Annotated in this window: 7 protein-coding genes and 2 tRNA genes; 6 read left to right on the top strand and 3 right to left on the bottom strand. The window is 61.9% G+C overall.

Features of this window, described 5'->3' with window-relative positions; translation table 11 throughout:
- Positions 1-53 precede the first annotated feature (53 nt).
- On the bottom strand, positions 54-1,802 hold the full coding sequence (gene ilvD / locus ACX80E_RS01190; RefSeq protein ID WP_459299737.1) for a dihydroxy-acid dehydratase: 1,749 nt from the start codon (positions 1,800-1,802) through the stop codon (positions 54-56).
- A 371-nt stretch (positions 1,803-2,173) separates the two neighbouring features.
- Between ilvD and ACX80E_RS01185 the strand changes: the two genes are divergently transcribed.
- Positions 2,174-2,249 (top strand) — tRNA-Lys (locus ACX80E_RS01185).
- A gap of 88 nt (positions 2,250-2,337) precedes the next feature.
- Here the strand turns inward: ACX80E_RS01185 and ACX80E_RS01180 are convergent.
- A complete protein-coding gene (locus tag ACX80E_RS01180; RefSeq protein ID WP_459299735.1) occupies positions 2,338-4,470 on the bottom strand; it encodes a hypothetical protein in 2,133 nt (710 codons plus the stop codon).
- Between the two features lie 306 nt (positions 4,471-4,776).
- Between ACX80E_RS01180 and bcp the strand changes: the two genes are divergently transcribed.
- Positions 4,777-5,256: a thioredoxin-dependent thiol peroxidase gene (bcp, locus tag ACX80E_RS01175; RefSeq protein ID WP_459299733.1), complete on the top strand. Its 480-nt coding sequence runs from the start codon at positions 4,777-4,779 to the stop codon at positions 5,254-5,256.
- A gap of 84 nt (positions 5,257-5,340) precedes the next feature.
- Here bcp and ACX80E_RS01170 read toward each other — a convergent pair.
- Positions 5,341-5,422, bottom strand: a tRNA-Leu gene (locus ACX80E_RS01170).
- Positions 5,423-5,561: 139 nt separating this feature from the next.
- Between ACX80E_RS01170 and ACX80E_RS01165 the strand changes: the two genes are divergently transcribed.
- From ACX80E_RS01165 to ACX80E_RS01150, 4 genes are all read left to right on the top strand, one after another.
- A complete protein-coding gene (locus ACX80E_RS01165; protein WP_459299731.1) occupies positions 5,562-7,322 on the top strand; it encodes an ABC transporter substrate-binding protein in 1,761 nt (586 codons plus the stop codon).
- Between the two features lie 102 nt (positions 7,323-7,424).
- On the top strand, positions 7,425-8,924 hold the full coding sequence (locus tag ACX80E_RS01160; RefSeq protein ID WP_459299729.1) for a malate:quinone oxidoreductase: 1,500 nt from the start codon (positions 7,425-7,427) through the stop codon (positions 8,922-8,924).
- A gap of 52 nt (positions 8,925-8,976) precedes the next feature.
- Positions 8,977-12,279 carry an efflux RND transporter permease subunit gene (locus tag ACX80E_RS01155; RefSeq protein ID WP_459299727.1) on the top strand — a complete coding sequence of 1,101 codons (3,303 nt, stop codon included), beginning with the start codon at positions 8,977-8,979 and terminating at the stop codon, positions 12,277-12,279.
- A 385-nt stretch (positions 12,280-12,664) separates the two neighbouring features.
- Positions 12,665-12,832, top strand: a complete 168-nt coding sequence (locus ACX80E_RS01150; RefSeq protein ID WP_459299725.1) for a group II intron maturase-specific domain-containing protein — start codon at positions 12,665-12,667, stop codon at positions 12,830-12,832.
- Positions 12,833-13,308: the final 476 nt, after the last annotated feature.

The following is a 13,308-nucleotide window of genomic DNA, read 5'->3' as shown; positions in this document are numbered from 1 at the left end:
CAGTCTCCTAAAGCCTAGCGACCCTTAACCAATCGCGGGTCGGAACACGACCACTAGCCGCAATATGCCCCGGTTGAGGCGCTGTTGACCAGCTTGGCGTACTTGGCGAGCACTCCTGTGGTGAATTTCGGCGGCAAAGGCTCCCACCCGACTCTCCGCGCCGCCAACTCCGCCTCATCGACCAGAAGGTCGAAGCTGCGCGCGGCAATGTCAACGCGAATCGTGTCGCCGTCGCGCACAAAGGCGATGGGACCGCCGTCGACCGCTTCGGGGGCAACGTGGCCAATGCACAGGCCCGTGGTGCCGCCGGAGAAGCGGCCGTCGGTCAGCAGCAGCACGTCCTTGCCCAGCCCGGCACCCTTGATGGCGCCGGTGATCGCGAGCATCTCACGCATGCCGGGGCCACCCTTGGGGCCTTCGTAGCGGATCACGACCACATCGCCGGCGTGAATTTTTCCCTTGTCCAGGGCATCGAGCGCACCCTGCTCACGTTCAAACACCCGGGCAGTGCCTTCAAAAACGTCCAGGTCGAAGCCGGCACTTTTGACCACAGCACCTTCCGGGGCCATCGAACCGTGCAAGATGGTGATGCCGCCGGTCTTGTGGATGGGGTTGTCCATGGCGCGCAAAACCTTGCCATCGGGATCCGGCGGGTTGATCTCGGCCAGGTTCTCCGCAACCGTCTTGCCCGTGACTGTGAGGCAGTCGCCATGGATGAGTCCGGCGTCGAGCAGTGCCTTCATAATGACCGGCACGCCCCCGATCTTGTCCACGTCGAACATGACGTACCGGCCAAACGGTTTCAGATCACCCAGGTGCGGGACTGTGTCCCCGATCCGGTTGAAGTCGGCAAGGGTCAAATCGACGTTGGCCTCGCGGGCGATCGCGAGCAGATGCAACACAGCATTGGTGGAGCCGCCGAAAGCCATGGTGACGGCGATGGCGTTCTCAAAGGCCTTCTTGGTCATGATGTCGCGGGCGCGGATGCCTTGGCGCAGCAAGTTCACCACGGCCGTCCCGGACTTGCGGGCAAACATGTCACGACGGCGGTCGGCGCTGGGCGGGGCGGCCGATCCGGGCAACGACATGCCCAAGGCCTCGCCGATGCACGCCATGGTGTTGGCCGTGTACATGCCACCGCAGGCGCCTTCGCCCGGGCAGATGGCCCGCTCAATGGAATCCAGGTCCTTCAGGCTCATCTTGCCGGCGGCGCAGGCACCCACTGCCTCAAAGGCGTCAATCAACGTGACTTCCTTCTCCGTGCCATCTTCGAGCTTGGCAAAGCCGGGCATGATGGAGCCGGCGTACAGGAACACGCTGGCAAGGTTCAGCCGGGCCGCCGCCATGAGCATGCCCGGCAGTGACTTGTCGCAACCGGCCAGGAGCACTGACCCGTCAAGACGCTCGGCCATCATGACTGTTTCCACGGAGTCGGCGATCACCTCGCGCGAAACGAGGGAGAAGTGCATGCCCTCGTGGCCCATGGAAATGCCGTCGGAGACGGAGATGGTGCCAAATTGCAGGGGGAAGCCGTCGGCCGCGAACACGCCCTCCTTGGCGCCCTGGGCCAAACGGTTCAGGGAGAGGTTGCACGGGGTGATCTCATTCCACGAACTCGCCACCCCGATCTGCGGTTTCCTAAAGTCATCATCGCCCATGCCCACCGCGCGGAACATGCCACGCGAGGGGGCGGCGTGGATCCCGTCGGTAACAACCCTGCTGCGGGGTTTGATGTCTGGCAAGCCGTCAGCTGTTCGGACGACGGCGTCTGCTGGCTCTGCTGGATTTGTCTCGACACTCATGGGGGCAGTCTATGACCCAAAGGGTGACCCGAGCCACACCTTTGCCCTTCAATTCTTGCCAACTGCTCGCCAGCCATGCACAAACACCTCCGCTTTAGCCGACCGAGAGCTGTCAATTGCCCGCTGGCCGAGGGTTGTGGCTACCAGAATCCGCTTTCCCTGCGCACTGGCGCCCCGAAGGTCAAGGAGCGGCGGAGGGAATTTCTTCGATAAAAACCGCTAGATTCCGGGATTCCTTCACACTCAAACTGTGATCTGCGCCGCAACAGGCATTCTCGATTTCACACTCGCCAAAATTTCCCGTATAGTTTCATGTCGTTGCGAGGAACACAACGGACACAAACCAGAGTGTTCCACCGCACCGAAGAGATGCACCTCTAGCTCAATTGGCAGAGCAATTGACTCTTAATCAATGGGTTTCCGGTTCAAGTCCGGAGGGGTGCACCAAGAAGAACCGCTCCAACACAGGTAACAACCCGTGTTGGAGCGGTTTTTTATTGCCCAAAAAGGGCCTTTCCCCCTTGCTGCGGCGCAGTTAGGCCTTCGTGCTCGCACCTCGCCGTCTGATCAACGCCACCAGCAGCAAGCCGATCACCAGCGCCCCCAGCAGTGCCAGGAAGGACATCATTGACGGGGAGGAGATTGCGCCGGCAGGCGTTACTGCGGAAACTCCCGAGTACAGCACAGTGGTGCCATCGGCCACCTTGCCGTTGCCGTCGGCCAAGGTTGCGGCCCCGTCAGCGAGTTGGCTGGTGCCAGCAGCGAGCTCCGACGCGCCGGCAGCAAGTGCTGCATTGCCCGCGGCAAGCTTGGTGCTGCCGCCCGCCAGGGTGAGCGCACCATTGGAGAGCGCCTTGCTGCCGAACAGCAAACCGGAACCGGCAGTGGCAGGGTTTCCGGCAACGCCAACATTGAGCTTCTCCGTGCCAGCAAACAGCTTGGCAGCGCCCTCTTCCAGGCGTTCGGTGGCGTTCAGCAGTCCTGGGCGGTCCGGATCCCCCGGCACGCCGTTCATACCTGTCACCAGTTTCTGCGTCCCGTCGGCGAGCTTTTGCGAACCCGTGGACAGGGCCGAGCTACCTTCGGCGAGGGCCTGGACACCACCGATCAGCCCCGGCTTGGCCTGCGTGCCGGCAAGTCCCGCGGCAATTTTGGTGGTCCCTGCGGCGAGTTGTGCGGTACCGGCGGAAAGGGCACCGGTGCCTTCATTCAGCGTCTTTACACCCTTGAGCAGGCCCGGATTGTTCGCATCGTTGGGGTTCCCGTTGACGCCGTCGGCGATTTTCTCGGTACCGGCATGCAGCGTGGTGGCGCCGTCAGCGAGCTGCTTGGTCCCCGTAGCTAGTTTTGTGGCACCGTCGGAGAGTTGCTTGGTGCCTGCCACGAGGCCTGGAGACTGGGCATTGCCGGCCACGCCATTCAGGCCCGCAGCCAGTTGTTGGGTCCCGGCTGCAAGCGTCGCGGAACCTGCAACCAGCTGTTGGGCGCCAACAACAAGTCCGGGGTTGGCGGGGTCCACGCTGTTCAGCTTTGAACCCAGGACCCCAAAGCCGGCCACCAAACCTTGACTGCCTTGGCTCAGCGCCTGGCTGCCGTCCGCCAACGCCTTGCTGCCGTCAGCCAGCTGCTGCAGCTGGGCCAGGAGCGCCCCCACGGGAACATTCGGATTTGCTCGTGCCAGCTCCAGAACCTTTTGCACACCGCTGTTGACTTGCCCGGCCGCGCCGGACACTTGTGCCGTACCAAGGTCAAGTCGTTTTGCTCCGTCCGCCAAGTTCTGCGGATCGGTGCCAGCTTGCGACGGCGTGAGCGCCGCCGCAAGCTGGCTGGTCCCGGCCGCCAACCCCTGCGCTCCGGCGGAAACTTTTTGGGCACCAGTATTGGCAGCACTTGCTCCCGCCCCCAGCGCTGCGGCACCGTTGGCGGCGGCAGAAAGGCCTGCGTTGAGTTGTTGGGCACCAGTGTTGACCCCAGCCGCACCAAGTGCCAGCGAGGAGGCGCCAGCTTCAACGGCGTTGACGCCGGGAGCCAGTTGGGCCACTCCGGCCACGATCTTTTCGGTGCCGGCGTTCAGGGCGTTGCCGCCGGCGAGCAGTTCAAGGGCGCCCTTGTTGGCCGCGAAGACGCCCGGGGCAAGCTTGTTTTCGACGCCGTCGGCGATTGTGGACGCTCCCGCAGTCACGGCGGCACTCCCGTTTGCCACCTGGGTGGCACCGTCGGCGGCAGAGAACACGCCCGGTGCAAGCTTGTTGTGAACGTCGGCGGAGGTCTTGCCGGCACCCGCTGCCAGCGCTTGGGCACCGTCATTGGCGGCCAGGATGCCTGGAGCCAACTGGCTCTGGACGCCGGCGTGGAGCGTGGCCGCCCCTTTTGCGAGTTTGCCGGCACCGGCGCTGGCAGCCGTGGCCCCCTGGGCGGCGGCGCCTGCCCCGGTGTCCAGTTTCAGGGCACCGTCGTTGACCGAACTGGCCCCAGCTTTTAGTTTGTCGGCCCCGGCAGAGGTGAGCTTGGTACCGTCTTGAAGCTGCGAGGCACCTGTGGCAATTTTGGTGGTGGTCAGGGCAAAGAACACCACCATCGCCAAGACCAAGAGGATCAGCAGGAGGTGGGCAACATAGTGTTTCTTGACAGATCTATGACTCGGCGTCCTTGACATGCTGGCAGACATGGGCGGTTCCTCAGCTAGGGGTGGATGTGATGTAAGTTACATTCTTTTGCTACTGATGAGTAACCTACCGCCCATACCTCCCTCCGCGTCAAGACCTTCCCAACAATCAGTGAAGACAGTACAATCACCTGCGTTCATCACGTTCTTGCCTTGCAGCATCGCGAAATCGGCAGCGGGCACCGGGCCGCCACGTCGGCACCGGCCAATTTAGCGCTCCGCGGCAAGTCCTCTAGGCTGAAAATAGTGCCACCATTTCGCCGCTGCCCGGTCCCTTGATGACCAGGGCGCAACCAACAGGAGTTACCCATGACCGACCGTTTGAGCCCCGGCGATCCCGCCCCCAGCTTTAGCCTGCCCAACGCTGCTGGCGGCATGACATCACTGGCCGATTTCTCTGCCCGCCACGTAATTTTGTACTTTTACCCGGCGGCCATGACACCGGGATGCGCCAAGCAAGCCTGCGATTTCCGCGACAATTTAGCGTCATTGCATTCAGCTGGCTACGCAGTGGTTGGCATCTCACCGGACCCGGTGGAGAAGCTGGCCCGTTTCGCGGAAAAGGAAGACCTCACCTTCACACTGCTGAGCGATCCGGACCATACGGTGGCGGAGGCTTACGCCGCCTGGGGTGAGAAAAAGAACTACGGCAGGACTTACCAGGGCCTGATCCGGTCAACGATTGTCGTTGATGGCGACGGAAATGTTTCGCTGGCCCAATACAACGTCCGCGCGACCGGCCATGTGGCCAAACTTCACCGGGACTTGGGACTCGCCGTGGCCGCCTAACTCGCGCTCCCGGGCCGCTCGGGCGGACAGGTCCGCATGCAAAAAGGCCCCGCCGATTTTCCTCGGCGGGGCCTTTCATCTCTGTGCGCAAGAGGGGACTTGAACCCCTACGCCCGAAGGCACAGGTACCTAAAACCTGCGTGTCTACCAATTCCACCACTCGCGCGGGTGCATTGAAGCAACAATACTACCGGTTCGGCACGGCGCCTCCGACCACTCGCGCCAGGCCTTCAGAGGAACCGCCCAGTAACTAACACTATGATGAGTGGCTGATGGAATATTCGCGCTGCAAGGAGAACTCGAACGTGCCAAGCTCTGCCGGCCCCGCGCACAAGAAAACTGCAGCGAAGGCCCTCTGGCGCGCCGTCACCGGGGGCAAAAAAACTCACCTTGGGCGACCACGGCGAGCCCGCGCCCGGGGCACAGTGGCCATGGCCGCCGTCGTGCTTCTGCTAGCTTCCGCCTGCACGGCCACGCCCGCGCCGGCTCCCACGCCCTCAGCGTCGACCAGCGCCGCGGCGGTTGAGAGAACGTTTAACTTCGGCGTTGGTTCCGACCCCCTCGGGTTTGACCCGGCACTTCTCCAGGACACGGAGTCGTACAGGGTGACCCGGCAGGTGCTTGAGGGTTTGCTGACCATTGACCCCGTGACTGGCGCTCCGGCCCCGAGCCTGGCCACCAGCTGGAAGGAACTCGATGACGGCTTGACGTATAAATTCACGCTGCGCCCGGACGTCAAATTCCACGACGGCACGGCCTTGGACGCCCAAGCCATTTGCACCAACTTTGAACGCTGGTACACCATGGACGCCGCCACGCGCGGTGACGGCTCAGCATCCATGTTCAAACAGGTTTTCCGCGCCTTCAAGGACGATGCGGCGAATTCGCTGTACAAGGGCTGCACCGTGGACGCCCCGCTGGAGGTGACCTTGAACCTGAACATGCGGCTGACAGGTTTCCTGCAGACGTTGACACTGCCAGCCTTCGCGATTTCCTCGCCCGCGGCTTTGAAGAAGGGTACGGCGAATGTTTTGGACCAAACATTCTCCGGCAACAAGGTTTCCCGTTACGGGCTGCACCCCGTGGGCACGGGCGCTTTCACGTTCACGGCGGCGTCCACTGGCGCCGTGACCATGAAAGCCAACGCCAAATATTGGGGCCAGAAGAGCCAAATCACCACCCTGAACTTTAAGACTTTTGACCAGCCAGCCACCCGTTTGGCCGCGTTGGAAGATGGTTCACTGGATGGCTTTGACCCGGTGACACCCACCAATTTCGACAAACTCATCAAAAGTGGCAAGCAAGTCTTGCAGCGTGACCCGTTCTCGGTCCTGTATCTGGGGATCAACCAGAAGATCCCCGCCCTGGCCGATCTGAAGGTCCGTCAAGCCATTTCTACTGCCATCGACAAAACAAGCCTTGCCAACAACTACTTCATCGCCGGCACAGCCATCACCGGCCAGTTCATCCCACCGAAGTTGAGCGGCTTTAACAACCAGGTCACGGGGATGGCTTTTGATGCGACCAAGGCCAAAGCGCTGCTGGCTGAGTCAGATTACAAGGGCGAAGAGCTGAAATTTTATTACCCCACGGATTCGTCCAGGACATACCTGCCCTCCCCCGAAAAGGTGTACGCCCAAATTGCCAGCGAGCTCACGGCGGTGGGGTTCAACATCAAACCCGTTCCGGTGCCCTGGAGTGAAGGGTACGTGGCTGCTGTCACCAGTGGCGGTGACCATGCGCTGAGCCTGTTGGGTTGGAACGGCAGCTACGCGGACCCCGACAATTTTGTGGGCCCCATCTTCGGCTCAGCCAGTGCCGAACTGGGCCTGGAAGACCCCCAACTGGTCTCCAAAATTACCCGAGCCCGCAGCATGCCCAACGGCCCTGAGCGTGTTGCCGCGTACGAATCCATCAGCCAACAAATCGCCGCAACAGTCCCGGCCGTCCCCATCGCCTTCCCCATCTCGGCGATCGCCCTCTCGGACAAGGTGGTGTCCTATCCCCTCAGCCCGGTCCTGAGTGAGGTGTTCAATCATGTGGTCCTCGCGCCAGAACCGGGCTGAGTAGGCCCGGGCGTCAGATTGCCCAAGTGTTTGGATTTACGCATGGTGCACCTACCGCGATACGCTAGCTACCGCTAGGAAGAGCCTCTACCGGAGTTGACTGTGACCTTCATTTCGAACACCAAAGACGCTGACGTTGTTCTCATCGGAGGCGGCATCATGAGCGCCACGCTGGGCACCATGCTCAAGCAACTCGAACCAAACTGGAAGATTGTGCTGTTTGAACAGCTCGATACCCCGGGATTGGAATCATCGAGCCCCTGGAATAACGCCGGCACCGGCCACTCCGCGCTCTGTGAGCTTAACTACTCTCCTGCTGCCGCCGACGGTTCGGTGAACCCGGCCAAGGCCGTCCACATCAACGAGCAGTTCCAGCTCTCGCGCCAGTTCTGGTCGCATCTGGTGGACGAATCGCTGATCGGCTCCCCCAAGGGGTTCATCAACACGGTGCCGCACATGAGCTTCGTCATTGGCGAGGCCCACAGGAAGTTCCTCAAGGCCCGCCATGAGGCGCTCAAGACCAACCCGGTCTTTGCCTCCATGGAGTACAGCGAGGACCCGGCAACGATCGCCGCGTGGGCACCTTTGGTGATGAAGGGCCGCGACCCGCAGGAAAAAGTGTCCGCGACCCGTGCCGCCGAAGGCACCGACGTGGACTTTGGCGCCTTGACCCGTGAGCTGATCGGCTACATGGACAAGAACGACGTCGAAGTGAACTACGGCACCACTGTCACCGACCTGGCCCGCAGCAACGACGGCGGCTGGAACGTTTCCCTCAAGCACCCCGCCTCCGGTGAGCACGGCGTGGTCAAGGCCAAGTTCGTTTTCATTGGCAGCGGTGGTGGCGCCCTGCACCTGCTCCAGCGCTCGGGTATCCCCGAGGGTAAGGGCTTTGGCGGATTCCCGGTTTCGGGCCAGTTCTTCCGGTGCACGGACCAAACAATTGCCGCCAAGCACAGCGCCAAGGTGTACGGTCAGGCCTCAGTGGGCGCCCCGCCCATGTCAGTCCCGCACCTCGACACCCGCTACGTTGACGGCCAGCGCTCGCTCCTGTTCGGCCCGTACGGCGGTTTCTCCACGAAGTACCTCAAGACCGGCAGTTACATGGACCTGCCCGGCTCCATCCGCCCCAACAACATCATCCCCATGCTGGCTGTGGGCAAGGACAACCTTGACCTGGTCAAGTACCTGGTGGGCGAGGTGACCAAGTCCCGCGGCGGCAAGGTCACTGCCCTCCACGAGTACTTCCCCGAAGCCGAAGGCAAGGACTGGGAGCTGATCACGGCCGGCCAGCGCGTGCAGATCATCAAGAAAGATGCCAAGAAGGGCGGGGTGCTGCAGTTCGGCACCGAAGTCATCACGGCCGCTGATGGAACCATCTCCGCCCTGTTGGGTGCCTCCCCGGGCGCCTCGACGGCCGTGCCCATTATGCTTGAGCTGTTGCAGCGTTGCTTCCCACGCAAGTTCAAGCTCGAATGGCAGGAATCCCTGCGTGGCATGATGCCTACCTATGGCACCAAACTCAACGATGATGGCGAACTATTTGAAAAGAGCCTGGCCGCCACGGCAGCTTCTTTGCAGTTGAAGACGGAAAAAGCCTAAAGTTCCCTCGCAGTGCCGGGTGGAACCGGCATGAACGCGTGGGAGCGTACTGATGTTTAGTTTGGCAAAGATGTCTCTGGGCAACCGGGCGTTGATTGCCCTGATCACCATTTTCGTGATGGTTTTCGGGGTCATCACGCTCGGTTCGCTGAAGCAGGAACTGATCCCCAGCATTGAGTTCCCGCAAATCACTGTTGTCTCGGCCATGGCCGGCGCGTCACCGGCAGTGGTTGACAAGCAAATCAGTGAACCGTTGGAAGCGGCACTGAACGCGGTGGAAGGGCTGGAATCCAGTACCTCCACCTCGCGCAGTGGCGTCTCCACCATCAGTTTGGCGTTCGCCTACGGCACCAATCTCGACCGGGCCCGGAATCAGATTGACCGTGCCATCTCCAACGTCAGCCAGCAGCTGCCCGACGATGTCCAGCCGCTGCCCATCGCCGGCAGCATTGCGGACTTTCCCATAGTCTTCCTGGCTGTCTCCTCCGATCAGGGCCTGGCAGCACTCAACACCGACTTGCAGCGCGTTGCCGTGCCCAAACTTTTGAAGATCGACGGCGTTCGCGGCGCCGACGTGAGCGGCGCCAACTCCCAGCACATAGCCATTGTGCCTGACCCGGCCAAGATGGCCGCCGCCGGTGTCGACCCCGGCTCCATCGCCAAGGCCCTGAGCAACAACGGCACACTGGTTCCCGTGGGCTCCCTGAACACCGACACCCTGACCCTCTCCATTCAGGCCGGCAGCCCGGTGGATTCCCTTGACGCCGTCAAGGCGCTGCCGCTGGCCAGCACTCCGGTCCCCGGCGCGGCGAAGTCCAACACTCCCCCCACCATCGCCTCGGTCGCCAGCGTTGCCCTGGCCGATGACCCCGCCACCTCCATCACGCGCACCAACGGCGAACCCACGCTGGCACTGTCCATCACGAAAAAGCCGGCCGCTGACACCGTCTCCCTGTCCCGGCAAATCAACGAGGAACTGCCGGGCATTGCGGCCTCGCTGGGCAACAACACCACGTTCACCACAGTTCTAGACCAGGCTCCGTTCATCGAGAAATCCATTCACGACCTCACGGTGGAGGGACTGCTGGGTCTGGGGTTCGCCGTCGTGGTTATCCTGATCTTCCTCATGTCCGTGCGTTCAACGCTGGTCACAGCCATCTCCATCCCGTTGTCCCTGCTGGTGACGTTTATTGCGTTGTGGGCGACAGGATACTCGCTGAACATTCTCACCCTGGGCGCGCTGACCATTGCCATTGGGCGGGTGGTGGATGACTCCATTGTGGTGATCGAGAACATCATGCGGCACCTGAGCTACGGGGAGGACAAAAAGACTGCCATCCTGGCCGCCATCAAGGAGGTCGCGGCGGCCATTACCGCCTCCACCCTGACGACTGTGGCGGTGTTCTTGCCCATTGCGTTCGTGGGCAGCCTGGCCGGCGAGCTCTTCCGACCCTTCGCGCTCACTGTCACGTTCGCCCTGGTGGCCTCGCTGCTGGTATCGCTGACCATTGTTCCGGTGCTGGCGTACTGGTTCTTGAAGTCCCCCGCTGCAGGCGAGCACGGTGTCGCGGACGACGCCGGAACCCCCTTGCGCGGGAAGGCGCTGCTGAGCGCTGTGGAAGTGAAGGAACGGTCGTCCCGGTTGCAGCGCGGCTATCTGCCCATCCTGGCCAAGACGCAAAAGCACCCCGTGGCGACCTTACTGGCCGGCGGCATTGTGTTGGCGGCAACCCTGGCCATGACGCCGCTGTTGCCCACCAATTTGTTGGGGAACACGGGCCAAAACAGTTTGAGCATCCAGCAGGACATGCCGCCGGGAACCAGCTTGGACGTCACCGATGAAGCCTCCCAAAAGGTCGAGGCAGTGCTGCGGGAGATTCAGGGCGTCACGGATGTTCAGGTCACCGTTGGCAACGCCTCCGGCGGTTTCTCGGCGCTGCTGTCCTCGGGCGCCTCTAGCGCGGCGTTCCAGGTCATCACCGATGAGGATGCCGATCAGGTCAAGCTGCAGGCAACAGTGCTGGCAGCCATCGACGGCATCAAGGACGCCGGCACCATCAGCCTTGGCTCAGAAGGTGGCGGTTTCGGCACCTCCAACACAGTGGATGTCATTGTTAAGGCAACCACGGGTGCCGAGCTCCAAGAAGCCAGCGATCTGTTGCTCAAGGCCATGACAGGTGTTCCCGGGGCGCAGTCGGTGGACAGCAACCTCAGCGGCTCCCAGCCGGTGGTCCAGGTCAGTGTCAACCGGGCCAAGGCTGTTGCGGCTGGCCTGGACGAGACGCAGATTACCGGTTTGCTGGCAGCCACCGTCAGCCCCCTCCCGGGCGGCACCGTGCGCATCGACACCACCGACTACAAGGTGCAGATTGGTGTGGGCACCGAGTTTGATTCGGTGGCGGCCCTGGCTGCGGCACAGATCCCCACGGCCAGCGGGCCCGTTCCGCTCTCCTCCGTGGCCACGGTGGCGGAACTTCAAACCCCGCTAACCCTCACCTCCTCCAACGGCCAGCGGACGGCCACGGTTTCGGTGACCCCCGAGGGTGATTCCCTGGGGTCCTTGAGCGCCGAGGTGCAAAAGCGGCTCGACGCCACAACCCTGCCAGCTGGTGTCATAGCCAGCATTGGTGGTGCCGCAACACAGCTTAACGATTCGTTCTCACAGCTGGGCCTGGCCATGCTGGCAGCCATCGCCATCGTCTACGTGATCATGGTGGCCACCTTCAAATCCCTGATCCAGCCGCTGATCCTGCTGGTGTCCATCCCCTTCGCCGCGACCGGCGCCATTGGCTTGTTGCTCATCACAGGCGTTCCGCTGGGCTTGCCGTCACTGATTGGCATGCTGATGTTGGTGGGCATTGTTGTCACCAACGCCATCGTGCTCATCGACCTGATCAACCAATATAGGCAGCCTTCCGGGGACAGGGCCGCCATGAACGTGGCCGACGCCATCGAACACGGCGCCCGGCAGCGTTTGCGCCCCATCCTCATGACAGCGCTGGCCACCATCTTTGCCCTCACACCCATGGCCTTGGGACTGACAGGGGGCGGGGGCTTCATTTCGCAGCCCCTGGCCATTGTGGTGGTGGGTGGCCTGATCTCCTCCACGGCCCTGACCTTGATTCTGGTGCCGGTGCTGTACCGCCTGGTGGAGGGTCGCAAGGAACGCCACGACCTCATCAAGGCCCTGAAGGTGGTCCACACGCCAGCTACGAGCGGTTCCGGCCCCACACCCACCGCGGGTTCCACGGGCACGGGTTCCACCGGCACGGGTTCCACGGGCACGGCGTCGCCGTTCGCGGACTGGACCACCGGCGCCATCCCCAAGGTCCGTGGCCGCCGCGCCGCCGACTAACCACCCCCTCTAGATCTGTGTGACAGAGGGTGTAAGGAGGCACCGGTGAATCCTGGATGGCCCCTTTCTGTGCGTAGTGATGAACCGGCAGAATCTGATGGTCGCGGTGAAACGTCTTGAGCGTAATCGTGGTGCTGCAGGTGTTGACGGGCTGGGTGCAGATGAACATCCGGCGCCGTCCATGCTGGATCGGCTGATCCAGCAAGCGGTTGCGCAAGTCCTTTCCCCGGTCTTTGATGCGGGGTTTGTGCCGGTCTCGTATGGGTTCCTGCCGGGTAAGAGCGCCCATGATGCTCGGTGTTGGTGCAGGCGACAAAAGTCCTTGAATCAGACCTGAAATTGAGGGTGAACCGGGAGAAATCCGTGATCTATCCGGCAAGTCTCCATGGAATACCGCATTCAACAACTGAACCCCTACGTACGGGGATGGATGGGCTACCTCCGGCACCCTGACTGGACAGATAATGCCGCTATGAAATTTCAAAGCGGCATTATCTGTCCAGTCACAGCGGCGACGGGCTCTGCGGGCACGCGCCGGTCCTCTGTGTGGTGATCGTGAGCGTCAAGTGCTTGGCCATGTTGTTTTTCCCCGGGTTTTCCCGACCCGTAGTGTTCCCCAGGGCACTAACCCAGCCCAAGGACGCATCCTTGAGTGCTTCGATGCCGGCGGAGCTGATTATGCCCGGATCCCCAACCATGCCCTGCACCCCTGCGAGCTCCTGGATTTCGGCGGCAATCGCAGTGAACGCGGCTGGCGTCCCTCCCCCCAATCTATGATCCAGTTGTTAGACGAAAAGGGCCCATTTCCGTCCAAATGGCGAGTTACAGGGATCGTTGCAACACTCCATACCTTTTGGAGTTGCGATACCGATGGAGTCTTCATCAATTAATGAAGCTTTTTTAGAGAAAATGTCATCACCGGAAGACGGTGCCGGGCCGGCCGCAGAGCAGTCTTCGACGTTGGTTTATCGGAGCTATTCTGCGGCTGACCGGGCCGAGTTCTTTGCCGTGTTAGATCGTGAAAATAGT

The organism is Arthrobacter sp. TMN-49, from assembly GCF_054511095.1.
This window is presented reverse-complemented; position numbering and strand designations above follow the sequence as displayed.